This window comes from Streptomyces sp. NPDC032721 (assembly GCF_055579625.1).
The window spans coordinates 595,317-621,032 of record NZ_JBVIMX010000001.1 but is presented as its reverse complement, the minus strand read 5'-3'; the positions used below and the strand labels follow the sequence as shown (position 1 = coordinate 621,032).

Genomic DNA, 25,716 nt, shown 5'->3' with positions numbered 1-25,716 from the left:
GCCCAGAGTAACGACGGGCGTGTGCCGCCGGGAGGGGTTACGAGGCCGTGGTCAGGCGGTGGTGTTCGGTCTCGTCGACCTGTTCGCCGGAGGACGGGAGGAGCTGGGGGATGCCGTCGACGATCGGGTAGCGGCGGTGCAGCCGGGGGTTGTAGAGGATGTCCTCCGCGGGGAGGAGGGTGAGCGGCCCCTTGTCCAGCGGGCAGGCGAGGATGCGGAGCAGCGGGTCAGTGGGGTTCATGGCTCAGTTCCTTTTCGGGGGTGGGCTCTCGGGTGGTCGAGGGGAGGGCGAGCAGGACGGCGATCGCGAGTGCCGCGCCCGCCACCCGGAGGGTCAGGTGCAGCGGGTCGCCGGGCAGCGACTCGCCGAACGCGACGCTGCCGAGGGTGGCCGTGTACAGGCAGGACGTGGTGGTGCAGACCGGGACGACGAGCGAGGCGCGGCAGCGTTGCAGCGCCGTCTGCGAGAGGATCAGGCCGCTCGCGCCGGTGACGAGGAGGAGGTAGGGGTACGGGGAGGAGAGCACGGCGGTGAGGGTGCCGAGGAGGTCGCCGGGGTCGAGGTGGGCGGAGACGCCCTTGATGGCGAGGGAGCTGACGCCGTAGACCAGACCGACGGCGACTCCGTAGGGGACACCGCTGGTGGGGCGGGGGGCGGGGCCTCCGGCGGTCGCACCTTGCCGGTCGGTGGTCGCGCCGTCCCGGTCGGTGGTCGCCCCGTCCCGGGCGGTGGTCGTGCCGTTCCGGCGGGCGTCCCTGCGGTCGGCGGACACGTACACCCAGAAGCCCGCGCCCAGCGACAGCCCGCTGAGCAGCAGGATCAGGGCGGGCGGCGAGTAGGTGCCGATCGGTTCCGAGCCGTCGTTCAGGGAGAGGACGACCATCAGCAGGGCCGCCACGATCGCCGCCATGGCCCAGCGCTCGCGGCCCGAGGTGCGTTCGCCGAGGGCGCGGGACGAGAAGAGGAGCAGCAGGACCAGACCGGAGATGAACAGGGCCTGGGCGACGGTCATCGGCAGGGTCCGGTAGACCACCAGCTGCGCCACGAAGCCGCCCGCGAGGGCGAGTGAACCGCCGATCCACAGCGGGCTGCCGATCAGCAGCCGTACGGCGCGGGCCGGGCGCCGGATGTCGAGTCCCGGCAGGCTCGTCAGGGCCCGCTTCTCCAGTACGAAGCCGCCGCTGTAGAGGACGTTCGCGAACAGCGCCGCCGCCACGCCCCACCACATCACTTGCTCCGATCGCCGTCGGGGGAGGGTGCGTCGGGGTCGCGGCGGCGCCGGGCGTGCACCAGGAGGATCGACGCGGCGGACGGCGTGGCGCAGGCCAGCCGGTCGAGCCGGCGCAGCGGGCGCGGTACGCCGTGGAAGGGCGCGCCCGCGATGCGTACGACGTCGAAACCGGACGCCGTCAGGAACTCCCGCAGGGCGCGCGCCGTGTAGAGCCGCAGGTGGCCGACGACCTCGCGGCCGGGGCGGCCGTGGATGCCGCGCAGGCTCACCTCGGAGAAGACGGGCTGGACACCGGCGAGGAGCAGGGCGCGGTTGTACCAGGCGGCCAGGTTCGGGGTGGAGAGCATGAGGTGGCCGTGCGGGGCGAGTACGCGGCGGATCTCGTCGAGGGCGCTGTCCGGGTCGACGAGGTGCTCGATGACCTCGCTGAAGAGGACGGCGTCGGCGGCGCCGTCCGCGAACGGCAGCCCGCCGTCGGTGAGTTCACCGCGTACGGCGTGCAGCTCGCCGGGCGCTGCGGCGAAGGCGGTGCTCGCCCGGCGCAGCGCGTCCTGCGACCAGTCGACGCCGACGATGCGGTGGCCGGTGAGCAGGGGAGCGGCGGTGACCGCAGCGCGGCCGTCGCCGCAGCCGATGTCGAGGACGGTGGCGCCGGGGGTACGGGCCAGCGCCCCGGCCAGCATCCGGGCCTGCCGGAGGCTGCGGGCGTCGCCGGAGGACACCGGGACTGCGGGGTTCTCGTAGAAGTCGCGGAGATGGGCGGGACGGGTGGCCTCCGTCGTCGTGGTGACGTCGGTGGTGGCGGCTTTGTCAGTCGCGGCCGTCATGAGGAACGACCTTTCTCGGCAGTGGAGTTGAGGTGCTGCTCGAAGATCTCACGCAGGTGCGTGCCGTCCTGCGGGCCGAGCAGTGCGCCCGACCAGCGCAGGGCGAGGTGGAGCCGGCCGTTGGTGCTGGCGGTGGTCACGGTCAGGCCGCGCGGCATCCGGGCGGGCGCGGAGAACCACACGGCCGAGGCCCGTCCGACGTCCTCGCCGAAGTCCAGCGGGTACGGGACGCGGCCGATGTTGCTCAGCAAGGTGGTCGACGTCCACGGCGCGAGGGTGCGGCGGATCTGCCGGGTGAGGGCGGCGCGTACGGCGACGGGGAGGACGGGCGCGGTCAGCAGCGCGGCGCCGTGCCCGAGCTGGGGCCGGGAGAGGGCCTTGAGCGCACGGGTGCGGTCGGCGGTGCGACGCAGCAGAGTATCGGTCGGCTCTCTCAACTCATCCGGAGTGAAGGGGACTTCGACCAACCGGGTGCCGTTGCCGATGGGCATGTCCATTCCGCGCGGGCGGTCGTCCACCGGCATGGTGATCCGCAGGGGGCGGGGCGGACCGCCGCGCTCCTGGTTCCAGTCGGCGATCATCCGGGCGGTGGCGACCATCAGCTGGTCGTTGACCGTGTACGGGGCGCCCTTGGGCCGCCGGGGGACCGGGAGGTCGGCGACGAGGATGCCGTTGCCGTCGCCGTCGGCGAGCGGGGTCCCCGGGGCGACGCGCGCGACCGGGGCGAACCCGGGGGAGGGGGCGGGCTGTTGGGGGTGCGCTTCGGGGCGGGGCGGGGCCTCGGCGGTCGGGGGCGAGTTGTCGCGGCCCCCGTAGATCTCGGCGGCCGTCGCCAGGATGCGCAGACAGGCCGGGCCGTCGAGGGCGGTGTGGTTGATCACCAGGACGAGGACGTTGCCGATGGCTTCGAGCCGGATGGGCGGCGAGAGCGACAGGGGCGGCGCCTGGGCCAGGGCACGGGCGCGGGCCAGCGGCAGGGCGTCGGGGGTGGGGTCGGGAAAGGTGACGACGGCGTCGGTGTCGGGCCCGTGCGTCAACTGCCACTCGTACCGCCGCCGGTACCAGGGCCCCGGCGCCTCGCGCATCAGAATGCGCGGATGCCGCCGCAGGGCCTCCAGGAAGGCGGCACGGAGCCGGGCAGGGTCAGGCGCGGCCGGGAGGTGCACCTCGATGTGCACGGTCTCGGGCTCGTGCGGGTCGAGGCAGTGCCGGGTGATCTCGTCCACGACGGAAAAGGGGGCGGTACCGGGCGAGCCGGGAATGGGGCGGGAGGTGTGCATCGTGGTCATGGCGTCCGATCTCCCTCGGGCGGATGGATCGTGGCGGCGGACGGAAGAATGGTGGGAAGAGCGGCCGGAGCTGTGCCTGGAACGGCAGCAGGAGCTGTGCCTGGAACGGCGGCAGGAGCTGTGCCTGGCACGGCGGTGGGAACAGCGGCCGGACTCGTGCCTGGAACAGTGCCCGGACCCGTGCCCGGAGCTGAGCCCGGAACCCCGCTCGGAGCGGCAGCCGGAGTCGTGGTCGGAACAGTGTCTGCAACCGTGCCCGGAACAGTGTCTGCAACCGTGCCCGGAACAGCGGTTGAAACCGCGGCCGGAAGCGCGCCCGAGGTGCCGCGGGGCGGGCGAGGGCCCCCACCCGGGCCCGCGCCCGGGTGGGGGCCCGGGTGGGGGCCGCCCGGTGCGGAACGGCCGGGGGCCGGGCGGGGCCGGCGCGTTGCCCGTGCGCTCACGGCACACCCCCGCCTGCGACCACCCGTCCCACGCACCCTCACTCCCCACCCGTTCCGCGCCTCCGCCAGCCGTCGCCGAGGGTTACCACCGCCGCCACCAGTGCGGTGAGTGCCAGTGCCTGGGCCAGGGGGCCGAAGGCGCCGGTTTCGGCGGAGGCCGGCATTCCTGCGCTCCAGGCTGCCGTGATGCCCGCGCCGGCCATCGCGGCCAGGGCGATCGGCGGCAGCAGGGTGTGGCGGAAGTGGGCGACCGCTGCCAGTGCCGGGACCAGCAGGGCCAGGGGGCCGGCCACCAGCACCATGACCACGGTCAGGGCCGCCAGGCCCAGGACCGGGCCGGGTGAGGGGGCCTCAACCCGTACGGTCGCGGGCTCCGGTTCGGGGTCGCGGCGGAACCACACCACCAGCCCGATCAGGGCCAGCAGAGCCACCCCGCCCCCGATCAGCCCGCCCACGTACCACTTGGCGGGCTCGAACTCCAGGGTGATCTTTCCGCCCTCGCCCTCCGGGATCAGCCAGCCCTGCTGCCAGCCGTCCAGCCGGACCGGGGCGAGGTCCTTGCCGTTCAGGGTGGCGCGCCAGCCGGAGTTCTCGTTCTCGTACATCTGGAGGTACGAGGCCTGGCCCGCGCCCACCGTCGCCGTACGGTCGTCGCCCGACCAGTCGGTGAGGTCCAACTCCCGTGAGGGAGAGTTGGATTCGGGGGAGGATGCGCCGGTGTTGTTGCGGCGCAGGGTGATGTCCGTGATGGCCAGCGGGCCCACGTCACCCGCCTCCACCCGGTGCGTGCCCGGTGCCAGCTGGGCCGTGCCGTCCCGCTGTTCGCCCGCGCACAGGGACACGTCGATCGGGCGTCGCTCCGTCAGATCGCGGAGGCTGCCGCTCGCGCTCGTCGCGTGCAGAGTGCCGTCGATGGACAGGATCGGACCCTGGCCGCACGGCAGCGTGAAGGTGCGGTCCGGGCTCGGCTGCGGGACGCGGAACTCCTCCAGCGCGGGGACGTACACCTCGCTCAGGCCGACCGGGAGCTGCAACTCCCCTTCCGCCACCGGGTTGTGGATGGTCAGCGGCGCCACCTTGGTGATGGTGATGTCCAGCCGGTCGGTGTTGATCGGCTCGAAGCGGGCGAGTCCGTTCTGGTCCACGGACGCCGTCGCCGCGCCGTCCGGGGAGCTGATCTCCACCTGCTCGGGACGGGTGGACAGGCCGCCCGCCGCCGCGAAGACGATCTCGCCGACCGGCCGCTTCACCGGCCAACGCAGGTGCAGCACCGACTTGTTGCCGGAGATCCAGGAGGTGGTGAGGTCTCCGTCCACCAGGTTGCGCGGGGTGAGGGAGGCGCCCAGCTTGGCCGTCGAGTCGGCCGTCGCCGTCAACTGGCGTCGCTGGTCCGGGGCCTGACGGTAGAGGAGCTGGTCCAGGGCCTCGCCCGGGACCGGGAGCGCCGTCGCCTTCAGCGAGTACGCGCCGTCCTCGTGCGTGGTGAACTGGCGGTGCAGGCCCACCTCGGCCGAGACCGGGGAGAGACCGCCCGGGTCGCTGCCCCGGTGCATCGAGAGCACGTCGGCGTCCGGTCCTCCGGGGCCCCGGGTGTCCGTGTCGTCGGGCAGCGCCAGCAGCTTCGTCACCTGGACACCGGGGATGTCGACGGCCGTGAAGCCGGCGCCCATCAGGCCGGGGCGGCCCTGCTGGGCCTCCTCGATCGTGATGCGCAGCCAACTCGCCTCGCCCGCAGGTGCCTTGATGCTCTGCGGCTGGCCGTTCGGCTGGAGGGGGCTGGTCTCGCTGCCCCGGTCGGTGTCCACCCGTACGACGGTCGGAGCGGCCCGCATCCCGTCCGAGGGGAGAGGAGTCACCCTGAGGGAGGAGGGGACGTTCGTCCGTCCGGTGAAGTCGACGCGCAGCCACTGTCCGGCCGGTTTCGCCGGGCTGCCCTCGGTCCACGCGGTGTCCGGGTTGCCGTCGAAGGCGTTCACCGGGTCGTACTGCGGCAGGTGGAAGAGCCAGTTGCCGCTGCTGGACGCCGTCACCGACTTGGCGCCGCGCAGCACCGCCGTCGTCTGGTGCTGCCGGCCCTGCGTCGGCAGGATCTGGCGCGGCTCGCGGCCGGGGTCCTGGAGGCTGCCCGGGTGATTGCGCTCCGTGGCGGTGTAGGTGTACGAGGTGTTGGTGTTGACCAGACCGAACCGGGTGTCGGCACGCCGCAGTCCGTCGCCCGCCGCGCGCAGCGAAGGGGAGCCCAGGCCGGGGGTGTTGTCCCCGGCGAGGACGCTGGGACGGTTGCGCATGGTCGGGTCGGCCGACAGCTGGAGCAGCGACTCGGGGCCGCCGCTCACCACGGCCGTGTCCGCGACGGGCTTGAGCCCGGCGCGCCCCGGCTCCTGTGCGCGTGACGGAGGCGCGTACACCTCGACCGCCTGCTGCCTCGGGTAGAGGCCCTCGACCTGGACCGGGGTGTCGTCCGGGATCCGGCCGCCGGTCAGCACCGGGCCGAACCCGGTGACCCGCTGGTAGCCGGAGAACTCCAGCGTCCGCTTGACCGTCTGCGGGGGTACGTAGCCGATCTGGTCGGGGTCGAGGTCATTGCGGACGACGACGTAGTGCAGCCCGGCCCGTCCCAGGTAGTCGGCGAGGCCGGGGACCTCGCCGCCGGACATCAGGGCCTGTTCGACCGCGTCCAGGGCGCGCCGGTTGCCCGGGGTGCCGAAGGGCACGAAGTCCCTTTGCGCCCAGGGGGATTCGGCGAGCACGTCCAGCGGCTGGTCGATGGTCGAGCCCCAGGTCTGGATGCCGTGCGCGGTCGCGGGGACGACCAGGGCGCGGCTGTCCGCGGAGTTCTTCTTCAGCCAGCCGGCCGTCTCCTCCCAGTGGCCGGGCAGCGCCTTGAAGGCGCCCGGCTGGAGGATGCTGCCGTTGACGTACGGCAGGAGCAGACCCGGCAGGACGAGGAGGGCCGCGAGCGCGGGCGCGTACCGGCGGCCGGGCACCGGCCTGGCGCCGCGCCGCTCGGCGGCCACGGACACCGCGTGCATCAGGCCGAGCACCAGCACGAGTGCCAGCCCCGACTGGAACTTGTAGATGTTGCGGAACGGGACCAGCCAGCCGTTCAGCCAGTCCTGCACCGTGCCCGGGAACAGCGCGCCGAGCGAACCGCCGTACCCGGCAAGGGTGACGAGGGCGACCGAGACGACCACCAGCAGCAGCCAGCGGCGCTCCGGCGCGTCCCGGCGGGCCAGCCCGGCGAGTCCGATGGCCGCGGCGAGCGCCGAGCCGAGGATGGTGAGTACGGAGGCGGCGACGGTCCAGCCGGCGGGCAGCCAGGGATCACCGAAGTGGAGGTAGGCCGTCCAGTTGCCTGCGCCGCGCAGCATCTCGGTGGCGGACATGGTGCCGGTGGTGGTCTGCGCCTGTTCCACGTACGGCATGAAGTTCTCGCCGTGGATGCCCAGCATCAGCAGCGGCACCACCCACCACAGGGTGGCGAGCAGCACCCCGGGCACCCACCAGATGATCTGGGTGCGGCGCCGTGGACCGGCGGGGCGGCTCAGCAGGTACAGGCCCACCGGAAGGAGGGCGGCGAGCGTGGACGCCGCGTTCACTCCGCCCATGAAGGGGATCAGCAGCGCCGAGCGCAGCGCGGAACTGCGCGCGCTCAGGCGGGAGTTGGTGAGGGGCAGGAGCACCCACGGCAGCAGGGCGCCGGGCAGGGCCGCCGCCGAGGTCGAACCGATGACGATGGTGTACGTCGGCCAGAGCGCGTACGCGGCAGCGCCGAGCAGCCGGGTCGGCGACGTGCCGATGCCCAGCCGCTCGGCGAGTCGCAGCGCACCCCAGAACGCCACGGTCACCACGAGCGACAGCCACAGCCGCTCCGCCAGCCAGACCGGCAGCTGCACCAGGTCGGACAGGGCGTAGTACGGCAGCATCGGGAAGGCGTAGCCGACGTACTGGTCGAAGATCCCGCCGAAGCCGGCCCGCGAGTGCCACAGCTCGCCCAGGTCGGCGAGGAACTTGAACGGGTCGGCCGCCACCCCGAGCTTCGTCTCGAAGGTCATCCGCCCCGGAGCCACCGCCAGGAAGGCAACCAGCACGGCGGCCCAGAACCCGAACAGCCAACGGCGCGATCTGGGTTCGTCGCCCCCGGGCCGGGAGCCGCCGGGAGGCGGCGCGGCGTGCGACGGCGGGCGGGGCGGAGCCGGGAGCGTACTGGTCATGGGCACCGCCGGAGGATGAGGAGGAGATTCCAGGTGGTGAATTCGCGCAGCACCGGAATCTTGGGGGCAAGGGACGGCAGCAGCGGCCAGTAACGGGCCCGCGCCGAAACCACGGAGACATCGCCGCGCGCCCTGACCTGGCGCAGCGTCGTACCGATATGGACCCGGAAGAGGTTCTCGCCCACCGTGTGCTTGGCGGGCCGGCCGGTGCGCCGCTCGTAGCGGCGGCGGCCCCGCTCGGCACCCAGGTAGTGCCAGGGCGCCCATTCGTGGCCGCCCCACGGCGAGTACCAGTTGGTGAACGAGACGTAGATCAGCCCGCCGGGACGGGTCACCCGCACCATCTCGCTGAGGAAGGTCTGCGGATCGTCCACGTGCTCAAGGACGTTGGAGGAGAAGCAGACGTCGGCGGCGCCGTCGGCGAGCGGCAGCAGATAGCCGTCCGCGACGACCGCGCCCTCCGGCGGCTTGCCCCCGTCGGGGGCCAGCTCCTTGGAGTCCGGCTCGAAGAGGAAGCACTCCGCACCGCGCCGCCGGAACTCCTCGGCGAAGTGGCCGCTGCCACCGCCGATGTCGACCACGACCCGGCCTTCGAGCGGAACGTACCGCTGGACCTGGTTGACCGCGTCCCTGGCGAGCAGCGAGTAGCAGTGGTCCGGGTCGTGCTGCTCGCGCATGAACGCCTTGAACAGTGCGGCGGAGCGGCGGAACGAGGGGTCCTTGAGAGTGGTGGGACGAACGCTCCTCATCGCAGTGCGGCCGCCTCTGTGGTCACGGCACGCGCCGCGGCGGATCTCGCCGACGCGGGGTGCATCGCCGCGGCCTCCGCGGCCACCGCGCGGAACTGGCTGACCGTACTGGACCAGCGGTAGGTTTCCGCGCGGGCGGCGGCGGCCCGGCCCATCGCCTCGCGGCGCTCCCTGCTGAGCGTGAGCGCGCACCAGGCGGCGGCGAACGAACTCTCGCCGCGGGCCAGCACACCGGTCACGCCGTCCTCGATCGAGTCCCGCAGCCCGGGGACGTCGAAGCCGATCGACGGAGTGGCCCGGGTCGCCGCCTCGGTGACCACCAGCCCCCACCCCTCGACGGCCGACGGATGCAGCAACAGCCAGGAGGCGCACAGCAGTTGGTGCTTCTCGGCCTCGGACACGTACCCCTTGAAGATCACGTCGGGGCCGGCCATCGCCTCCAGCCGCTGCCGCTCGGGGCCGTCGCCGACGATGACCAGCTTGCCGCCGGTCACCGGGCGCACCCGCTCCCACAGCCGCAGCAGCAGATCGATGCGCTTGTACTCGACGAGCCTGCCCATCGCGAGGAACACCGGCTCGGCCGAACGCGGGGAAGGTACGCCGGGGTCCTCGACCCCGTTGTGCACGACGCGGATGCGCTCGCGGTCGACGCCGAGCGCGCCGAGCGCGTTCGCGGTGGACGCCGACACGGCCACCAGCAGGTTGTCGCGCTGGGCCGCGGAGAGCGCCCAGTGTTCGAGGCGGCGTCCGATCCCGGCGGCGGGGCCGGGGAAACGCATGCCCCACAGCTCGGTGTGGACATGGTTGACCAGGCAGAGGGTGGGGCCTCGGTGCCAGAGGGGAGTCAGATAGGGCAGTCCGTTGCAGACCTCGACCATCAGGTCACAGCCGCCGACCTGCCGGGTGAAGGCGCTCGGGGCCCTGAGGAAGTGCCCCAGGTCACCGCCCGCCGACACGACCCGGTAGTTGCGGTACGCGGCCGGGCCGCCGCACAGCAGCGTCACCTGGTGGCCCAGCGTGGTGAGCCCGTCGGCCAGCCGGTCGACCAGCAGCTCCGAACCGCCGGCGGCCGGGTTGCCCAGGTCACGGCGGGACAGGAAGACGATTCTGCGCGGATGTGAAGGGGGTTCGTGGGTCTCTGGGGGCTCCGGTGACCGGAGTGCCCGCAGCGGTTTCGCGGCTTGCAGGGTGGGGGGTACGTGCTGGGGCATCCGAGCTCCAACTCGTGTCGAGGGTGTGGAACGTCCGAAGGAACGTCTGGAGGAACATCTGGAGCGGCACTGGGGCAACATCGGGAGGAACGTCTGTAGGAACGTCTGAGTGCGGGATGATGCGTGCGGTGGGGTGGGTAGGTAGTTTTCGCCACACAGTTCGGGGCGGCTACTCACCTGGGTGACAATTTCGGCACCGAATTCGGCTGATGCCTCATCACAATGTGAAGTCGGTAAGCGAGTCCGGAAATTACGGTGCTGTCCGCCGGCCCCGTACGACGAAGACCACCCCGGCCGCCGCCAGTGCCGCACCGGCCGCCCCGCCACCCACCGGCAACGTCTGCCCGACCAGCTTCAGCTTGCTGCTGTCGGCCTTGGCCAGCTCGACCTGCGCCCGCTGCGTGTCCTCGGTGAACTCCAAGCGGCGGCTGTCCAGCAGCACCATGGAATCCTTCTTCGAACCCGGTGCCCGCACGGTCTTCCGGGGGCCGATCATCGCGTACATGATGCGCCCGGTGCGCTGGTCGACGACCAGCTCGATGTTGTGGTTGGCGTACCACTCCTCGGCGAGCACCTGCCCCCGGTCCGGCAGTCCGACCAGGCGTCCCGGCACCATCCGGGTACCGGTCTTGGCCGCAGGTACGGAGCCGGTGAACCGGTAGCCCTCGTACCCCTGGATCTTCTTCGGACCGTCGAAGCGGAGGGTGACGGTGGAGCCCAAAGTGCCGTCCCACCAGCGGTAAGAGCGCTTCTCGACGTCGAAGGGGAACTTCAGGTAGGCCTCGCCGTCGAAGGTCGGCTGCTCCTTGCAGCAGTGCACCGGCTCATTGGTGCGGCGGTCGGTGACCCAGCGCTCCAGCGTCCACTGGAGGGAGTCGGTGGTGTCGGCGGCGGGCAGCGAGTCCTTGGTGTCGATCGAGGTCGACACGTCCCAGACGGCCCGGCCGCTGCGCTCGCTGTCGGCGACGTCACCGCGGACCTGCCGGGTGATGGTGAGCGGCTCGTTCTCGACGGTCTTGATCTGCTTGGTGTCGAAGTAGCTGCCCGTGCCGGTGAACACCGTCGTGGTGTCGATGTCGATCGGGGTGCTCTTGGCGCGTGGGCTGACGTACCAGGCCAGCAGGGGTGCGAGCACCAGCAGGAACACGCCGGTGCCGAGCAGGACCAGCGAGAGCGGTGAGGCAGTGCGACGCATACGGGCGCTCCAGGGGGACCGTGGCGGGGATGACTCGGAGGGTGACGCGGAATCTGTCACGCGGGGTGACGCGGGGTAATGCGAAGTGACTCGGGGCGGCTCTGAAAGGCACCGCGCGAGGTGACGCGGAGGTGGACCATGTGCACGGTGCGTATGGGCCGGGAACCGTAGGCGTGGTCTTGACGAGCTGTCAATCTCCTGATGACACTGTGGACTTGCTGTCAGGCTGCCGGTGGGGACCAGCGTCAGAGAGGCCTCCCGCCATGCCCAGACTTTTCTCCGCGCTCCTTGTATCCCTCGCCGCCGCCGCACTCGCGGTGGGCGCGGCGTTCGGCATAGTGGCGCTGCTGAACGCCACTCCGGAGCAACCGAATGTGCCCCTGATCAGCTATGAGACGGCGACACCACGGAAATGACCTCAAGTGAGACTTCCCCCACGGTGGCGGGCTACGGAGTGGTGGGTGATGTGGTGGCAGGCGGTGGCGTAGCGACCGGCGTCCCGGGAGTCCCCGGCGTCCCCGGCGTCCCGCGCAAGGAACAGCCCGCGGAACCGTCCGCCTGGGCGGACGTACCGCGCCTGCAGATACGGCAGTTCGCCGACCGGGCACTGGCCGAAGTGCCCTCGCTCGCCCAGCAGATCCTCGACGAGATCTGCCGCGAGCACCCCCGGATGCCCCTGCTCGTCGACGAGCACGGCGACCTGATGGCCCTGGTCGGGATCCGGCGCGCGCTGGAGGACTTCGTCCAGCACCTGGTACGCCAGGACGGCCGCCGCCCGCATCTGCACCTGGAGGTCTTCCAGGAGTTCGGCCGGGGCGAGGGTCTGCACGGCCGCTCCCTCAACTCCCTGCAAGCGGTCTACCGGTTGGGAGTACGCCTCGCCTGGCGGCGGCTGGCCGAGATCGGGCAGCAGGTGAGCATCCCGCCCCCCGCGATGTACGAACTGGCAGAGGCGGGCTTCTCCTTCCTGGACGGACTGGTCGACGAATCGGTGCGGGGCTTCGCGGAAGCGGCGGCCCGCCAGGCGGGCGAACGCCTGCGCCTGCAACGCAAGTTGGCCCAGGCGATTCTCCGCGAGCGGAAGCTGAAGGGCGACGGCGACCCCGCCGAATCCCTCGCCGAACTCGCCGCCCACGCGGCCCGGATCGGCTGGACCCTTCCCGAACGCGTCGCGGTGGGCGTGCTGTTGCGCCCGTCGCGGGAGAGTGTGGCACCTGCGGTGGGGGAGGAGGTGCTGCTCGACATGGAGAGCGAGCAGCCCCTGATGGTGGTGCCGGACCCGTCGATGCCGGGCCGCCCGGAGCAGCTGCGGCGCGCGACAAAGGGCTGGACGGGCGCGATCGGCCCCGCCGTCCCGCTGGCGGAGGCGGCCAAGTCGCTGCGCTGGGCGGCGGCGGCGGTCGGCCTGATGGAACGGGGCCTGCTGCCGGCGGGCGGCCTGCTGCACTGCACGGAGCACACGGAGGCGCTGGTGCTGCTCCCCCCGGAGGAACTGATCGGCGACCTGACGGCCCGCTGCCTGGCCCCTCTGGCGGGCTGCGGCCCCACCCAGGGACGCCGGTTGGCGGAAACGCTGCTGGCGTGGCTGGAGACGCGGGGCGGGGCGCCGGAGGTGGCGGCGAGGCTGGGGGTGCATCCGCAGACGGTGCGGTACCGGATGCGGCAGATCAGGGAGTTGTGGGGGGACGAGGTGGACGATCCGGATCGTCGCTTCGAGCTGGAGTTGGTGCTGCGGGCGCAGAGGCTGAGGGGAGAGCTTGCGGAGCCGGTCCGCTGAACGGCGGGGGGGCGCTGCCTCAGGCGTGGGCGGTACGTGGGGTGGGGGTCCGCTGCGCGGGCTTCTCCCCTCCCCGCCCCTTCCCGAAACTGGGGCGCTGCCCCAGACCCCGGCCCGTGCGGGTGGGCGGGGGTGGGTGGGCGGTCGGCCCTCGGGGTGGGGCAGAGGTGGCGGGCCCGGCCACCGCCGGTGGTCATGTGCGGGTTGTTCGTGGCTGGCCGCGCAGTTCCCCGCGCCCCTAGGCACCTAGGGGCGCGGGGAACTGCGCGAGCAACCCACCACCAGCCCGCACATCCCCACCCCCGGCCCCGCGGCCAGCGGTTTAGGGGAGGGGCGGGGAGGGGCATCGCCCGCCGCAGGCGCGACACCGCCGAGTGCTTCGGGTGGCACGTGGTGGCTGCCGCGCATTAGGTACAGCGGGGAGGGGTGTCCTCCGTCAGGGGCGACGTCGGCCCGGCATGCCTCCGGCCCGGGTCCGGGCGGGGCGAACGCCTGGGGTCGGGCCGGAGAGGGGGGCGGGAGTTAGCCCGCCAGTTGTTCGTAGGCCGGGAGGGTCAGGAAGTCGGCGTAGTCCGTGTCCAGGGACACCGTCAGCAGCAGGTCGTGAGCCTGCTGCCACTTGCCCGCCGCGAAGGCCTCCTCACCGACCTCCGCCCGGATCTTGGCCAGCTCCTCCGCCGCGATCCTGCGCGCCAGCTCGGCCGTCGCCTTCTCGCCGTTCTCGAAGACGACTCCGGCGTTGATCCACTGCCAGATCTGCGACCGCGAGATCTCCGCGGTGGCGGCGTCCTCCATCAGGTTGAAGATGGCGACGGCGCCCAGGCCGCGCAGCCACGCCTCGATGTAGCGGGTGCCGACCTGGACGGCCGCGACGAGGCCCTCGTAGGTGGGCTTGGCGTCGAGGGAGTCGATGGCGATCAGGTCACCGGCGGCCACCGAGACGTCCTCGCGCAGCCGCTGCTTCTGGTTCGGGTTCTCGCCGAGGACCGCGTCGAAGGAGGCCATCGCGATCGGGACCAGGTCGGGGTGCGCGACCCAGGAGCCGTCGAAGCCGTCGGCGGCCTCCCGGTCCTTGTCGGCCTTGACCTTCTCGAAGGCAACCTTGTTGACCTCGGCGTCACGGCGCGAGGGGATGAAGGCGGCCATGCCGCCGATCGCGTGCGCGCCGCGCTTGTGGCAGGTGCGGACGAGGAGCTCGGTGTAGGCCCGCATGAAGGGGGCCGTCATCGTCACCGCGTTGCGGTCCGGCAGGACGAACTTCGCGCCGCCGTCACGGAAGTTCTTCACGATGGAGAAGAGGTAGTCCCAGCGGCCCGCGTTCAGACCGGCCGCGTGGTCGCGCAGCTCGTAGAGGATCTCCTCCATCTCGTACGCCGCGGTGATCGTCTCGATCAGGACGGTCGCGCGGACGGTGCCCTGCGGGATGCCGACGTAGTCCTGGGCGTAGACGAAGATCTCGTTCCAGAGGCGGGCCTCCAGGTGCGACTCCGTCTTCGGCAGGTAGAAGTACGGGCCCTTGCCGAGCTCGATCAGGCGCTTGGCGTTGTGGAAGAAGTACAGGCCGAAGTCGACCAGCGCGCCCGGGACGGTGTTCCCGTCGGCGTCGCGCAGGTGGCGCTCCTCCAGGTGCCAGCCGCGCGGCCGCATGACGACCGTGGCGAGCTCGGAGTTGTCCTTCAGGGCGTACGACTTGCCCGACCTCGGGTCCGTGAAGTCGATGTTGCGGGTGTACGCGTCGATCAGGTTGCGCTGGCCGAGGACCACGTTCTCCCAGGTGGGGGCCGAGGCGTCCTCGAAGTCGGCGAGCCAGACCTTCGCGCCCGAGTTCAGGGCGTTGATGGTCATCTTCTGGTCGGTCGGACCGGTGATCTCCACCCGGCGGTCGTTCAGCGCGGCCGGGGCCGGCGCGACCTTCCAGGAGTCGTCCGCACGGATCGCGGCAGTCTCCGGGAGGAAGTCCAGCGAGGAGGTGCGGGCGATCTCGGCGCGGCGCTCACCGCGGCGGGCGAGCAGCTCGTTGCGGCGGGGCGTGAACCTCTGGTGAAGCTCGGCCACGAACGCGAGGGCCGCGTCGGTCAGAACCTCGTCCTGCCGGGGCAGGGGCTCGGCATCGACAATGGCCAGCGGGGACGGCGCTGGTGCGGACATGAGCTGTCACTCCTTCGCGGGCGGTGCCTTCGCGACCGCCGGGCGACGTCGCACGGCACGGAGTGCCGAGGGTGCCGAGGTACGGACGCAGGCGCCGTCTGATGTGTATCGGTCGATCAGGCGCTTCTGAACAGTGGATATTAGTTTCCTCATGGTGGAAGTTCAATGGTTTGTTGATGTCGAGATTCTTCGGGGCGACAGAACGTGTCCCTGAGTGCCGCCCCGCTCACGTCGTGTGCCCGCCGCCCGCCAGGCGTGCGAGGTCTTCGGGGAGATCGATGTCGTACGCCTCTGCCACATCTCCACATTCCACGAGTGTGACCTCCGCGGCGTGTGCCTTCAGGTAGGCGCGTGCCCCGCGATCCCCCTCGGCAGTCCTCGCGATGTCCGCCCATCGGTCCGCCCCGAAGAGCACCGGATGCCCGCGCTTCCCGTCGTACGAAGCCGCCGCGAGCCCCGCCCCCGCCGCGAGCCCCGCCCCTGCCGCCGCGAGCACCCGCGCCACGGCGGCGGCCCCGATCCCCGGCTGGTCGACCAGGGACACCAGTGCGGCGTCATAACTCCCCTCGCCTGCTAGGGAGTTGAGGCCCGCGCGCAGGGAAGTGCCCATGCCCTGAGCCCAGTCCGGGTTCTCCACCAGTACGCAGTCCGCCAGCTCGGCCCGCGCCCGCACCTCGTCCGCCGCCGCGCCCAGGACGACGTACACCTGACGGCAGCCGCCCTCCCGCAGCACGCGCACCGCGTGTTCCACCAGCGGGCGGCCCCGGTACTCCAGGAGCGCCTTGGGTCGCCCGCCGAGGCGCCGGCCGCCCCCCGCGGCGAGAAGCAGTCCTACGGTGTTCATGGTGCTGGATGTACGTGACATGGTCTCTGGATACCTCAGATACGGTCGGCGGTACGTCACAGGAGAGGCAGTTCGTAGTGAGTGGGGCGAGTGGGGCGAGTGGCGGCGGGGCTTTCGAGCCGCTGAAGCAGCAGGACCCACGGGCGGTCGGCGCGTACCGGCTGGTCGCGAGGCTGGGTGCGGGCGGGATGGGGGACGTGTTCCTGTCCCACACGCCGGGCGGCAGGGCCGTCGCCCTCAAGGTGATCAAGCCGCACCTCACCGGCGACCCGGAGTTCCGGCGCCGCTTCCGGCAGGAGGTACGGGCCGCCCGGCAGGTCGCGGGGCTGCACACCGCACCCGTCATCGACGCCGAGACCGAGGGGGACACCCCGTGGCTCGCCACGGCGTACGTCGCAGGACCCTCGCTCGCCGACGCCGTCGGCGCGCACGGGCCGCTGCCCGTCGACTCCCTCCTGCTGCTGGTGGCCGGAGTGGCGGAGGCGCTCCAGGCGATCCACGCCTGCGGCATCGTGCACCGCGACCTCAAGCCGTCCAACGTGCTGCTCGCGGCCGACGGCCCGCGCGTCATCGACTTCGGCATCGCGCACGCGGCCGGAGCGGGATCGCTCACCGCGACGGGCATCGCCGTCGGCACCCCCGCCTACATGTCCCCCGAACAGGCCGAGGGGCATCCGATCGGCCCGGCCACCGACGTCTTCTCGCTCGGCCTCGTCGCCTCGCACGCCTCCACCGGACACCCGGCCTTCGGCGACGGGACCCCGCACGGGGTGCTCTACCGGATCATCCACGAGCAGCCGCAGCTCACCGGTGTGCCCCCGGAACTGCACGACCTGATATCCCGCTGCCTCGCCAAGGACCCGGCCCAGCGGCCCACCCCGGCCCAGGTCATCGCCCTCTGCCAGGCGGCGGCGGGCGGTACGGGGCTGCGCAGGGCGGACAACTGGCTGCCCCCGGCGCTGACCGAGGCGATATCGGCCAGGCCCACGGCACCTTCGGCGACGGACACCCCCGGCAGCACACCCGGCAGCACACCCGGTGCTACGCCCGGCAGCACCCCCGGCGCCACGCCTGGTGCCGCACCCGGCGTCCACGCGTCCCCCGCCCCGGCGCCGCACACCCCGCCCGGTGCTTTCGGGCCGCCGCAGTCGGCGGGCGGGCCGTACGGCTTCCCGCCGCTGGCCGGAGCACCCGGCCAGCAGCCGTACCCGCCCCAGCAGGCCTACCCGCAGCAGCAGATGCCTCCGCTGCCGCAGCAGTACGCGTCCTACGCCTACCCGCAGCCGTACTCGTCGGCCGAGGACACACCCGCCTTCGGCTCGGGCCCCGGCCGGGCGGGCGCCCAGGCGGGCGGAACCGCTCCCGGGAACTCCGCGCCGGGCCAGGGGCCGCGCCCCAAGTCCCGTCGCACGCTGGCGTTCGCCGCCGTGGCAGCGGTGCTCGTCGCGGGCGGCGTCGGCGCGGGCACCGTACACCTGCTGGGAAATCAGGACGCGCCCCCGTCGACCGGCGGCCGGACCGACGGCCAGTCGGGGGAGACCCGGCAGCCCGGCGGGCAGACCCCGCTGCCGCAGCCGCCGCCCGCCACGTACCCGCCGGGACCGGCCGCCTCCTCCGTACCGCCGGGGGCGCTGGACACCCGCAAGAAGGGCACCCCGGCCCCGCCGCTGGAGGTCCCGCCGTCCGCGAAGAACCCCACGCCGGACGCGGTGCAGTCACCCTGAGGGAAGCCGCCCCGACGGAAGCCGCCCCGACGCGAGTCGGCGCGCTCAGTCCTGGAACGAGCCGTCGGTGCGGCGCTGGTGACGGCGCATCACATGGCCGCACTGCGGACAGTTCCGCAGAAAGATCGGCTTGATCAGCCAGGAGAACGTGACCACGTAGAGCACATTCCGCCCCGTCCGCCCCAGCAGGCTCTTGGTACACGTCCTGCAGTCGCGGCATCCGGTCGCCATGACAACCCCTTCGTCGGTGCGCGCCACTGCTGTGCGCGCTCTGCCTCCAACGTAGGTCCGCCGAGGTCAACAGGGGTGCGGGGCGGCCCCCTCGTGCCCGTACCGGGGCAGGACCGCATCAGTGATGTGACGGGCCCCCGCTCAACCCTGCGGGGCGAATTACGGTCCGTGCGGTGGCGCTCACGCGGCGGGAGCGTTAACGTGCCCGACGCCCGGGATCGTTCGGCAGAGAACGAACCCCGGCGCCGGCACAAGGGTGTGCGAGCGTGCGAAGGGGAGAGCTTTGTTGCGAAGCGTTGAGGAGCGGTGCGTGACCAGGACTGGTGACGACCCGCGCGTGGCGGAACTGCATACGGTCGTCGCCCGCCTCCGTCGCGAACTCGCCGCGCTCCCGGCCGAGTTGTCGGACCGGGCGGTCGCCGAGGACGAACTCGCCGAACTGGCGGCGATGGTCGTCGGCGGCGCGCCGGACGTGCTGCGGCTGCGCCGCTCGCTGTTACTGATCGCCGGGGCGATCGGCTCGGTGAGCGCCCTGGCACCCTCGGTCGGACAGGTCCGGGCAGCGGTCGACCGCTTCGACGACACCCGCCCCGCCGTCCCCGTCCAACCCACCGGCTCCGCCGGACCCACCGCGCCGGACCCGAACCGGTCCGGCGACTAGCGGGTCCACCGCCCGGCTGCCCCGCTACCCCGCCCGCTGCCAGTCCAGGGCCGCGATCTTCTCGATCTCGCCGGCCGCCAGCAGCGCGAACAGCCGGGCCGCCTCCTCCTTCTCGACGTCGTCGAGGGTCAGGGCGTTCGCGGACCCGTCCCCGGCGTCCTCCGCCTCGGCCTCCTCCACGTTCTCCCAGAGCATCAGCCCGCCCGCGAACGCGGTCAGCGACCAGCCGCTCTCGTGCGTCAGGGACACCTCGGGATTGGCCGTCTCCGGCTCCGCCAGCCCGTCGAGTACCAGGGTGCGGACGGTCTCCGCGTCGGGCTCGTCGACCGCGTTGCCCTGGACGTCGTACATGAAGTAGGTCATGGGGATTCTTCTGTTCCTTACCGTCTGATCAGCCTGCGGGCCGTCGCCGCCGCTACGGCGGACGTACGGGAGTCCACACCCAGTTTCGCGTAGATGTGCACCAGGTGGGACTTCACGGTCGCCTGGCTGAGGAACAGCGCCTTGCTGATCTGCTGGTTCGACAGCCCCTCGCCGACCAGCTGGAGCACCTCCAGCTCCCGCTTGGTGAGGGCCTCGGCGGGGGTGCGCATCCGGTCCATCAGCCGGTGCGCGACGGCCGGGGCGAGCGCGGACTGCCCGGCCGCCGCCGTCCGCACCGCAGCCGCCAGCTCCTCCGGCGGGGCGTCCTTGAGGAGGTAGCCCGCGGCCCCCGACTCGACGGCGGCCAGGATGTCGGCGTCGGTGTCGTACGTGGTGAGGACGAGCACCCGGGGCGCACCGGGCCGGGCGGTGATCGCGGCGGTGGCCTCCGAGCCGTGCATCCGGCCGGGACCGAACTGGAGGTCCATCAGCACCACGTCGACGCCCTCCCCGGCGGCCCGCTCGACGGCCGCCTCGGCGGTGGAGGCCTCCGCGACGACCACGAAGTCCGCCTCCGTGTCGAGCACAGCGCGCAGGCCCGCCCGTACCACCGGGTGGTCGTCGGCGAGCAGCAGCCGGATCGGAGGGGCCGTGAGCGGAGGGGGCGCGTCGCCGGTCATGTACGGGCTCCTGCGGGCAGAGGGAGGGTGATGGCCACGGCGGTGCCCTGGCCGGGGGCGGACTCGACGCTGAGGGTGCCGCCCAGCGAGCGGGCCCGGGCGCGCATCGCGGGCAGGCCGAAGCCGCCGTCGGAGCCCGAATCGGCGGACGGGTCGGTGGCCGGAGTGGCGGCCGTACGGCGCGTGCCGCGCGGGTCGAAGCCCTTGCCGTCGTCGACCACGTCCAGTGCGACCGAGGTGTCCATGAAGCTCAGGGTGATCTCGACCCGGTCCGCGCCCGCGTGCCGCACCGTGTTGGCCAGCGCGGACTGGGCGATGCGCAGCAGGGCGACCTCGTACGGGGTGGGCAGCTCCGTCGGCGTACCGCTGACCGAGAACTGGACGGCGGGGCCCGCACCGGCGGGGCGGGTGCACAGCCGCTCCAGGGCGGCGGCCAGCGAGCCGTGCTCCAGGTCCGGCGGGCTCAGCGCGCGGACGAAGCGGCGGGCCTCGGCAAGGTTGTCCTGGGCGGCCTCGCGGGCCTGCCTGATGTGCGCCAGGGCGGGGTCGCGCGCGGGCAGGGCGCGCTCGGCGGCGCGCAGCAGGAGCTGGATGCTGGAGAGGCCCTGGGCGAGGGTGTCGTGGATCTCGCGGGCCAGCCGCTCGCGCTCGGCGAGGGTGCCCGCGGCCCTTTCCGCCTCGGCCAGTTCGGCGCGGGTGGAGAGCAGTTCGTGGATCAGCTCGCGGCGGCGCTCGCTCTCGCGGTAGAGCGCCTGGTAGCCCAGCACCGTCGCCACGGCGACCGCGCCGCCGAGCAGCGGGCCGATGAAGGTGCCGGGGTTCACCGGCAGCCCGTGCAGGACGAAACTGGCGATCGCGGCCGCCGCCGTCACGGCCACGGCGGGCAGCCCCCACCGCATCGGCAGCAGGTGCAACTGGAGGAAGTACAGCGGGAAAGCCGCCCACAGCCCGTCCGGCGACACCGCGAGCAGCAGCAGCCAGGCCACCCACAGCGCGCCCAGCCAGATCGCGGCGGCCCGCCGCGAGTGCCCCACCGACGGGCTCAGCGTGCCGGCCGCGTACACCCCGGCCATCACCAGGGCGGCGGCCACCACCGCGTACGCGTGCGGACCGCCCACCGCGACGGCCTTCACGGCGGCCAGCGCCAGCAGCCCGGCCAGCAGCGCGTGCAGACAGACGCGCAGGACGCGCAGCACGGGCGTGAAGGTGGGGGAGGTAGGCGAGGTGGGGGAGGTGGGGGAGGTGGGGGCGTCCGCAGCGGAGGCAGGGAGGGGCTCGGGGGAGAGCGGGCGGGATTCCATGGTTCTTTCCAGGCTAAAGGGGACGCCCCACGGCGCGGTCAATCAAAAGGTTGATATCAAAGCGATCCGCCGTCCGATGTTTTGCCGCGCCCGCGCGACCAGGGTGGGGACCATGTTCGTCGCCTGGAGAGATCTCCGTTTCGCCAAGGGCCGCTTCGCCCTCATGGGCTCGGTCGTCGTCCTGATCACCCTGCTCGTCGGCCTGCTGTCCGGGCTGACCGCCGGGCTGGCCAGGGACAATACCGTGGCCCTCACCTCACTGCCCGCCGACCGCCTGGCCTTCGCCGCGCCGCCGGACGGCCAGCAGGTGTCGTTCACCAACTCGTCGGTGGGCGAGAGCGCGTGGCGGGACTGGGCGAAGCAGCCCGGCGTCGACAGTGCGCAGCCGATCGGCATCCGTACCGTCAACGGCTGGGCCGGGGACCGTACGGTCGCGGTCGCCGCCTTCGGCGTCGAACCGGCGGCGAAGCTGGCCCCCGAGTCCGGCCGGCTGGGCCCCGGCCAGGTGGTCCTGTCCACCAAGGCGGCCGAGGAACTCGGCCTCAAGGCCGGTGACAAGGTCCGCCTCGGCCCGGTCGAGGAGACGGTCGCCGCCGTCGCGGGCGACGCCATGTACAGCCACACCCCGGTGGTGTGGACCTCGCTCGACGACTGGCAGAAGCTCGGCCACAGCGGTACGACGATGGAGGAGCAGGCCACGGTGGTCGCGCTGACCGGCGACGGCGCCGACTACGCGGCCGGGGACAAGGCGACCGGGACGCAGTCCGTGCCGCTCGCCGACTCCCTCGCCGCACTCCCCTCGTACCAGGCGGAGAACGGCTCCCTCCAGCTGATGCGCGGCTTCCTGTTCGCCATCTCGGCGCTCGTCGTCGGGGCCTTCTTCACGGTCTGGACGATCCAGCGCAGCGGCGACATCGCGGTCCTGAAGGCGCTGGGCGCCTCCACCCCGTACCTGCTCAAGGACGCCCTGGGCCAGGCGGTCGTGATGCTCTCGGCCGGCACGCTGGCCGGTACCGCGGTCGCGACGCTGCTCGGGGCGGCGATCGGCGGGGCGGTGCCCTTCGTTCTCGACGCGGCGACGCTCCTGGTCCCGGCCTTCGTCATGATCGCGCTCGGCATCGTCGGCGCCGCCCTGTCCATCCGGCGCATCACCGCCGTCGACCCCCTCACCGCGCTCGGGAGTGCCCGATGACCCTCGCCCTGCACGACGTCACCCTCACCTACCCGGACGGCGACAACGCGCGGCTCACCGCCCTGGACGCGGTGTCCCTGGAGGTCGCCGCGGGCGAACTCGCCGCGGTCGTCGGCCCGTCCGGATCCGGCAAGTCCAGCCTGCTGGCCGTCGCCGCCACCCTGGTCACCCCCGACTCGGGAAGCGTCGTCGTCGACGGTACGGGGACGGAGTCGCTGAGCCGCGCGGAGAAGGCGGAGCTGCGGCGGGACCGGATCGGAATCGTCTTCCAGCAGCCGAACCTGCTGCCCTCGCTGACCGCCGCCGAGCAGCTCCAGGTGATGGCCCACCTGTCGGGGCGCAAGCCGCGCCAGGTGCGGGCCAGGGCGCTGGAGCTGCTGGAGTCGGTGGGGCTTTCCGACAAGGCGGACCGCCGCCCCCACCAGCTCTCCGGCGGGCAGCGGCAGCGGATCAACATCGCACGGGCCCTGATGAACGAGCCCGCCGTGATGCTGGTGGACGAGCCGACCAGCGCGCTCGACCACGAGCGCGGCGCGGCCGTCCTCGACCTGCTGCGGGTCCTGACCAGCGAGCGGGGCGTGGCCACGGTGCTGGTTACGCACGACCACTCGCACCTTGAGGTGGCCGACCGGACGGTCCGGATGGACGACGGGCGGCTGAGGGCGGGCGCGGTGGTCTAGCGGCGGCTGTCGGTTGTCGGCGGTCGGCGGTCGGCGGGCTGCGGGCTGGTCAGCTGTCGCGGGGCGCCGGGGGAGCCTCCGGTGTCCCGGAGTTCGAGTGGAGGATGTCGCGGGCCTGTGCCGCGGCGCGGGTGATGCTCTCGGAGATGAAGTCGACGAAGCGGGCGATGTTCTCCAGACGCACGGCGGCGGGAGTGTCCGGCCCCAGGACGCTCACGCCCTGCCGTGCGGTTTCGCTGAGGGTCGCGGTGGCGCGGGCGCTCGCCATCGTGGACTGGTACATGACGTCGTCGTCGACGGTGTAGCGCTCGCGGCGGCCCTCGTCGCGGTCCCGCCTGACCAGGCCCTGGCTCTCCAGGAAGGCGATCGCCTTGGAGATGGTCGCCGGGCTGACCTGGAGGCGCTGGGCGAGTTCGGACGCGGTGAGGCTGCCCGAGTCTGTGGTGTAGAGGCAGACCAGTACCCGGGCCGTCATCTTGGGCAGGCCCGACGCCATGAAGACGGTGGTGAACACCTCCTCGTACGCGCGCAGCGCCTCGGGGTCGCGCCCGTCGGCCGTCGGCAGTGCCTGCGGGTTCTGCGGTACGGACCGTTTGCGGCGGTGCGCGCGGTGCTCGGTGGCGCGGTGCGCGAGGTCGGCGCGGTAGCCGGTGGGGCCGCCGTTGCGCATCACCTCGCGGGTGATCGTCGAGGTCGGGCGGTCGAGGCGCCTGGCGATCTCCGCGTAGGCGAGGCTGTCGGCCAGTCCCAGCGCGATCTGCTGGCGCTCCTCCTGGGTGAGTCTGCCTCCCGGCATCGGGGTCTCCCTCTTCCTGCTGCGGCTGTGTGGTGTGGGCGACTATAGCGTTCACCTTCAATCCATTGCAACGCAACGGCCGGGTTTGTTGCATTGAATTCAAAACCATTGCAACACTTTTACTGATCTGACCTGCATCGATGAAGGCAGTGTGCAATGAATCTGTTGCCACGACTTGGAAAGCTACGTAGCTTTTCGTTCATCAGAAACGGAGCGGCCAACAAGGGCCGGCCGCAGAAGAAGGAGCAGGACCATGCAGTTCACCACCGCCGCCCCGATCGCCACCGTCCTCGACATCCCGGCCGGCTCCGTCCGGTTCATCGCCGCCGACCGCGCCGACACCACGGTCGAGGTCCGCCCCCTGAACGCCTCGCAGAACCGCGACGTGAAGGCCGCCGAGCAGGTCACGGTCGACTTCGCCGACGGCGTCCTGCGCATCGCCGCCGCACCCCCCAAGAACCGCCTCCTCGGCAACGGCTCCGGATCCGTCGAGGTCACCGTCCAGCTGCCCGCCGGATCCCGCGTCGAGGGCAAGGTCGCCGCCGGTGAGTTCCGCGGCGTCGGACGGCTCGGCGACGTCACCTTCGAGGGCGCGCAGGGCGCGGTCAAGCTGGACGAGACCGGGAACGCCCGCCTCACCCTCCTCGCCGGTGACGTCTCGGTCGGCCGCCTGGGCGGCCCCGCCGAGATCAGCGTCCAGAAGGGCGACATCCGTATCGCCGAGGCCCTGCGCGGCACGGTCGAACTGCGCACCGAAGCCGGTGCGATCACCGTCGGCGCGGCTCGCGGGGTCTCCGCCTCGATGGACGCCGGCACCTCGTTCGGCCGGATCGCCAACTCGCTCCACAACGCCGAGGGCGCCGACGCCGGTCTGCGGATCCGCGCGACCACCTCGTACGGCGACATCACCGCCCACAGCCTGTAGGCCCCGGCAGCAGCCGGAGACGTTCCGTTCGATGACACCCCTTCACTTCAGCCACAGGAGCACACCACCATGTCTGTCACCCTTACCGGCCAGGACCGCCCGGAACTGCGCAAGGCCATCCAGGACGTCGTCGACGCCGGATTCACCGGGATCACGATGCGCGTGCACGACGAGCGGGGCGAGTGGGCCGGCAGTGCCGGAGCCGCCGAGCTCGGCGGGAGCGAGCTGCCGCCCCTCGACGGTCACGTCCGGATAGGCAGCAACACCAAGACCTTCACCGCCGTCGTCGTGCTGCAACTCGTCGCCGAGGGCGCGATCGAGCTCGACACCCCGGTCGCCGACTACCTGCCCGACCTCGGGATCGACCCCGGGATCACCGTACGGATGCTGCTCCAGCACACCAGCGGCGTCTTCAACTTCACCGGCGAGTACTACGAGGACGGCACCGTCGTCCAGGGACTCCCTTCCACCATCTCGGGCAAGGAGTGGCTGGACAACCGGTTCAAGTCCTACCGGCCCGAGGAGCTGGCCGAGTTCGCCCTGGCCAGGCCGGCCCGGTTCGCGCCGGGCACCGACTGGAGCTACTCCAACACCAACTACGTCCTGGCCAGGCTGCTGGTCGAGAAGGTCACCGGCCGCTCCCTCGCCGAGGAGATGCGGCGGCTGATCGTCGAACCGCTCGGCCTGACCGGCACCTTCTGCCCGGACTCCGACCCGGAGCTCCCCGAGCCGCACACCCACGCCTACTACCGGTACGAGGACGCCGACGGTCAGCAGCACACGGTCGACGTCACCCGGCTGGACCCCTCCTGGATCTCCACCGGCGGGGACATGATCTCGACCACCCGCGACCTGCACACCTTCATCTCCGCGCTGCTGGGCGGCAAGCTCCTGCCCGCCCCGCTGCTCGCCGAGATGTGCGACCCGCACTCCAAGGTGGGTTACGGGCTCGGGGTGTTCGTGCAGGACGTGGGCGACGGCCGGGGCACCGTGATCACCCACAACGGCGGCGCGGCGGGCCACGGCGCGCTGATGTACTCCACCCCGGACGGCAGCAGGACCCTGACGGCCGCGCTGAACTACGTCGACGACGCCGAGCTGTCCCTGGCGGCCGCGTTCCAGCAGTCGATCCAGAGCCTCGTCAACGTGGTCTTCGCCGACGGGGCCGGTGCCGGGACCGCCGCAGGGACCGCCGACGAGACCGCCGACGGGTCCGCGCCCGCCGCATAGCCCC

23 protein-coding genes are annotated in these 25,716 nt (G+C 72.3%); 8 read left to right on the top strand and 15 right to left on the bottom strand.

The window, feature by feature from the left end:
* Window positions 1–37 precede the first annotated feature (37 nt).
* The 8 genes from ACZ5PB_RS02640 to pgfA form a co-directional block, all read right to left on the bottom strand.
* Window positions 38–241, bottom strand: coding sequence for a Trm112 family protein (locus ACZ5PB_RS02640; protein ID WP_468687092.1), 204 nt, complete (start codon window positions 239–241; stop codon window positions 38–40).
* Window positions 228–1,229, bottom strand: coding sequence for a DUF4149 domain-containing protein (locus ACZ5PB_RS02635; protein ID WP_468687091.1), 1,002 nt, complete (start codon window positions 1,227–1,229; stop codon window positions 228–230). Before ACZ5PB_RS02635 ends, ACZ5PB_RS02640 begins: the two co-directional genes overlap by 14 nt.
* Window positions 1,229–2,059, bottom strand: coding sequence for a class I SAM-dependent methyltransferase (locus ACZ5PB_RS02630; protein WP_468687090.1), 831 nt, complete (start codon window positions 2,057–2,059; stop codon window positions 1,229–1,231). The genes ACZ5PB_RS02635 and ACZ5PB_RS02630 overlap by 1 nt, the downstream gene beginning before the upstream one ends.
* Window positions 2,056–3,348, bottom strand: coding sequence for a condensation protein (locus tag ACZ5PB_RS02625; RefSeq protein WP_468687089.1), 1,293 nt, complete (start codon window positions 3,346–3,348; stop codon window positions 2,056–2,058). Before ACZ5PB_RS02625 ends, ACZ5PB_RS02630 begins: the two co-directional genes overlap by 4 nt.
* Before the next feature lie 481 nt (window positions 3,349–3,829).
* Window positions 3,830–8,005, bottom strand: a complete 4,176-nt coding sequence (locus ACZ5PB_RS02620; protein WP_468687088.1) for an alpha-(1->3)-arabinofuranosyltransferase domain-containing protein — start codon at window positions 8,003–8,005, stop codon at window positions 3,830–3,832.
* Window positions 8,002–8,754, bottom strand: a complete 753-nt coding sequence (locus ACZ5PB_RS02615; RefSeq protein WP_468687087.1) for a class I SAM-dependent methyltransferase — start codon at window positions 8,752–8,754, stop codon at window positions 8,002–8,004. Before ACZ5PB_RS02615 ends, ACZ5PB_RS02620 begins: the two co-directional genes overlap by 4 nt.
* A complete protein-coding gene (locus tag ACZ5PB_RS02610) occupies window positions 8,751–9,965 on the bottom strand; it encodes a glycosyltransferase family 4 protein (protein WP_468687085.1) in 1,215 nt (404 codons plus the stop codon). The genes ACZ5PB_RS02615 and ACZ5PB_RS02610 overlap by 4 nt, the downstream gene beginning before the upstream one ends.
* A 250-nt stretch (window positions 9,966–10,215) precedes the next feature.
* The gene (gene pgfA / locus ACZ5PB_RS02605; RefSeq protein WP_468687083.1) at window positions 10,216–11,160 is read right to left on the bottom strand and encodes a cell envelope lipid trafficking protein PgfA; all 945 of its coding nucleotides are present in this window, start codon (window positions 11,158–11,160) and stop codon (window positions 10,216–10,218) included.
* 263 nt (window positions 11,161–11,423) lie between these two features.
* Here pgfA and ACZ5PB_RS02600 point away from each other — a divergent pair, with 263 nt between their 5' ends.
* Window positions 11,424–11,576, top strand: a complete 153-nt coding sequence (locus ACZ5PB_RS02600) for a hypothetical protein (protein ID WP_468687082.1) — start codon at window positions 11,424–11,426, stop codon at window positions 11,574–11,576.
* Window positions 11,573–12,937 (top strand): PucR-like N-terminal domain-containing protein, encoded by a 1,365-nt coding sequence (locus tag ACZ5PB_RS02595; RefSeq protein ID WP_468687081.1) that lies wholly within the window; start codon window positions 11,573–11,575, stop codon window positions 12,935–12,937. Before ACZ5PB_RS02600 ends, ACZ5PB_RS02595 begins: the two co-directional genes overlap by 4 nt.
* Before the next feature lie 522 nt (window positions 12,938–13,459).
* Here the strand turns inward: ACZ5PB_RS02595 and aceB are convergent.
* Together aceB and ACZ5PB_RS02585 are read right to left on the bottom strand one after the other, a co-directional pair.
* A complete protein-coding gene (gene aceB, locus ACZ5PB_RS02590; protein ID WP_468687079.1) occupies window positions 13,460–15,085 on the bottom strand; it encodes a malate synthase A in 1,626 nt (541 codons plus the stop codon).
* Window positions 15,086–15,311: 226 nt separating this feature from the next.
* Window positions 15,312–15,929, bottom strand: coding sequence for a nucleotidyltransferase family protein (locus ACZ5PB_RS02585; RefSeq protein WP_468687077.1), 618 nt, complete (start codon window positions 15,927–15,929; stop codon window positions 15,312–15,314).
* Between the two features lie 77 nt (window positions 15,930–16,006).
* Here ACZ5PB_RS02585 and ACZ5PB_RS02580 point away from each other — a divergent pair, with 77 nt between their 5' ends.
* The gene (locus ACZ5PB_RS02580; protein ID WP_468687075.1) at window positions 16,007–17,653 is read left to right on the top strand and encodes a serine/threonine-protein kinase; all 1,647 of its coding nucleotides are present in this window, start codon (window positions 16,007–16,009) and stop codon (window positions 17,651–17,653) included.
* A gap of 45 nt (window positions 17,654–17,698) precedes the next feature.
* Here ACZ5PB_RS02580 and ACZ5PB_RS02575 read toward each other — a convergent pair whose 3' ends face one another.
* Entirely contained in the window at window positions 17,699–17,884 is a 186-nt protein-coding gene (locus tag ACZ5PB_RS02575) for a hypothetical protein (protein WP_468687074.1), read from the bottom strand.
* Between the two features lie 310 nt (window positions 17,885–18,194).
* Between ACZ5PB_RS02575 and ACZ5PB_RS02570 the strand changes: the two genes are divergently transcribed.
* Window positions 18,195–18,545, top strand: a complete 351-nt coding sequence (locus tag ACZ5PB_RS02570) for a DUF5955 family protein (RefSeq protein WP_468687073.1) — start codon at window positions 18,195–18,197, stop codon at window positions 18,543–18,545.
* Window positions 18,546–18,569: 24 nt separating this feature from the next.
* Here the strand turns inward: ACZ5PB_RS02570 and ACZ5PB_RS02565 are convergent, their stop codons facing one another.
* Genes ACZ5PB_RS02565 through ACZ5PB_RS02555 form a run of 3 tightly spaced genes read right to left on the bottom strand, consistent with a single transcriptional unit; the run spans window position 18,570 to window position 20,889 of the window.
* Window positions 18,570–18,908 carry a hypothetical protein gene (locus ACZ5PB_RS02565; RefSeq protein WP_468687071.1) on the bottom strand — a complete coding sequence of 113 codons (339 nt, stop codon included), beginning with the start codon at window positions 18,906–18,908 and terminating at the stop codon, window positions 18,570–18,572.
* Window positions 18,909–18,925: 17 nt separating this feature from the next.
* On the bottom strand, window positions 18,926–19,588 hold the full coding sequence (locus ACZ5PB_RS02560; protein ID WP_468687070.1) for a response regulator: 663 nt from the start codon (window positions 19,586–19,588) through the stop codon (window positions 18,926–18,928).
* Window positions 19,585–20,889, bottom strand: coding sequence for a sensor histidine kinase (locus tag ACZ5PB_RS02555; RefSeq protein ID WP_468687068.1), 1,305 nt, complete (start codon window positions 20,887–20,889; stop codon window positions 19,585–19,587). Before ACZ5PB_RS02555 ends, ACZ5PB_RS02560 begins: the two co-directional genes overlap by 4 nt.
* Window positions 20,890–21,001: 112 nt before the next feature.
* Here ACZ5PB_RS02555 and ACZ5PB_RS02550 point away from each other — a divergent pair, with 112 nt between their 5' ends.
* On the top strand, window positions 21,002–22,081 hold the full coding sequence (locus tag ACZ5PB_RS02550; RefSeq protein ID WP_468687066.1) for an ABC transporter permease: 1,080 nt from the start codon (window positions 21,002–21,004) through the stop codon (window positions 22,079–22,081).
* The gene (locus tag ACZ5PB_RS02545; protein ID WP_468687065.1) at window positions 22,078–22,761 is read left to right on the top strand and encodes an ABC transporter ATP-binding protein; all 684 of its coding nucleotides are present in this window, start codon (window positions 22,078–22,080) and stop codon (window positions 22,759–22,761) included. Before ACZ5PB_RS02550 ends, ACZ5PB_RS02545 begins: the two co-directional genes overlap by 4 nt.
* A gap of 49 nt (window positions 22,762–22,810) precedes the next feature.
* Here ACZ5PB_RS02545 and ACZ5PB_RS02540 read toward each other — a convergent pair whose 3' ends face one another.
* A complete protein-coding gene (locus ACZ5PB_RS02540) occupies window positions 22,811–23,557 on the bottom strand; it encodes a helix-turn-helix domain-containing protein (RefSeq protein WP_468687064.1) in 747 nt (248 codons plus the stop codon).
* Between the two features lie 253 nt (window positions 23,558–23,810).
* On the opposite strand from ACZ5PB_RS02540, the gene ACZ5PB_RS02535 reads away from it, so the two are divergent.
* Both ACZ5PB_RS02535 and ACZ5PB_RS02530 read left to right on the top strand, forming a co-directional pair.
* The gene (locus tag ACZ5PB_RS02535; RefSeq protein WP_468687063.1) at window positions 23,811–24,482 is read left to right on the top strand and encodes a DUF4097 family beta strand repeat-containing protein; all 672 of its coding nucleotides are present in this window, start codon (window positions 23,811–23,813) and stop codon (window positions 24,480–24,482) included.
* 69 nt (window positions 24,483–24,551) lie between these two features.
* Window positions 24,552–25,712: a serine hydrolase domain-containing protein gene (locus tag ACZ5PB_RS02530; protein ID WP_468687061.1), complete on the top strand. Its 1,161-nt coding sequence runs from the start codon at window positions 24,552–24,554 to the stop codon at window positions 25,710–25,712.
* The last annotated feature ends 4 nt before the right edge of the window (window positions 25,713–25,716 follow it).

Coding starts and splice junctions, on each gene's coding strand:
- ACZ5PB_RS02640 (WP_468687092.1), bottom strand. CDS start 241: ATGAACCCCACTGACCCGCTGCTCCGCATCCTCGCCTGCCCGCTGGAC.
- ACZ5PB_RS02635 (WP_468687091.1), bottom strand. CDS start 1,229: ATGTGGTGGGGCGTGGCGGCGGCGCTGTTCGCGAACGTCCTCTACAGC.
- ACZ5PB_RS02630 (WP_468687090.1), bottom strand. CDS start 2,059: ATGACGGCCGCGACTGACAAAGCCGCCACCACCGACGTCACCACGACG.
- ACZ5PB_RS02625 (WP_468687089.1), bottom strand. CDS start 3,348: ATGACCACGATGCACACCTCCCGCCCCATTCCCGGCTCGCCCGGTACC.
- ACZ5PB_RS02620 (WP_468687088.1), bottom strand. CDS start 8,005: ATGACCAGTACGCTCCCGGCTCCGCCCCGCCCGCCGTCGCACGCCGCG.
- ACZ5PB_RS02615 (WP_468687087.1), bottom strand. CDS start 8,754: ATGAGGAGCGTTCGTCCCACCACTCTCAAGGACCCCTCGTTCCGCCGC.
- ACZ5PB_RS02610 (WP_468687085.1), bottom strand. CDS start 9,965: ATGCCCCAGCACGTACCCCCCACCCTGCAAGCCGCGAAACCGCTGCGG.
- pgfA (WP_468687083.1), bottom strand. CDS start 11,160: ATGCGTCGCACTGCCTCACCGCTCTCGCTGGTCCTGCTCGGCACCGGC.
- ACZ5PB_RS02600 (WP_468687082.1), top strand. CDS start 11,424: ATGCCCAGACTTTTCTCCGCGCTCCTTGTATCCCTCGCCGCCGCCGCA.
- ACZ5PB_RS02595 (WP_468687081.1), top strand. CDS start 11,573: ATGACCTCAAGTGAGACTTCCCCCACGGTGGCGGGCTACGGAGTGGTG.
- aceB (WP_468687079.1), bottom strand. CDS start 15,085: ATGTCCGCACCAGCGCCGTCCCCGCTGGCCATTGTCGATGCCGAGCCC.
- ACZ5PB_RS02585 (WP_468687077.1), bottom strand. CDS start 15,929: ATGAACACCGTAGGACTGCTTCTCGCCGCGGGGGGCGGCCGGCGCCTC.
- ACZ5PB_RS02575 (WP_468687074.1), bottom strand. CDS start 17,884: ATGGCGACCGGATGCCGCGACTGCAGGACGTGTACCAAGAGCCTGCTG.
- ACZ5PB_RS02565 (WP_468687071.1), bottom strand. CDS start 18,908: ATGACCTACTTCATGTACGACGTCCAGGGCAACGCGGTCGACGAGCCC.
- ACZ5PB_RS02560 (WP_468687070.1), bottom strand. CDS start 19,588: ATGACCGGCGACGCGCCCCCTCCGCTCACGGCCCCTCCGATCCGGCTG.
- ACZ5PB_RS02555 (WP_468687068.1), bottom strand. CDS start 20,889: ATGGAATCCCGCCCGCTCTCCCCCGAGCCCCTCCCTGCCTCCGCTGCG.
- ACZ5PB_RS02550 (WP_468687066.1), top strand. CDS start 21,002: ATGTTCGTCGCCTGGAGAGATCTCCGTTTCGCCAAGGGCCGCTTCGCC.
- ACZ5PB_RS02545 (WP_468687065.1), top strand. CDS start 22,078: ATGACCCTCGCCCTGCACGACGTCACCCTCACCTACCCGGACGGCGAC.
- ACZ5PB_RS02540 (WP_468687064.1), bottom strand. CDS start 23,557: ATGCCGGGAGGCAGACTCACCCAGGAGGAGCGCCAGCAGATCGCGCTG.
- ACZ5PB_RS02535 (WP_468687063.1), top strand. CDS start 23,811: ATGCAGTTCACCACCGCCGCCCCGATCGCCACCGTCCTCGACATCCCG.
- ACZ5PB_RS02530 (WP_468687061.1), top strand. CDS start 24,552: ATGTCTGTCACCCTTACCGGCCAGGACCGCCCGGAACTGCGCAAGGCC.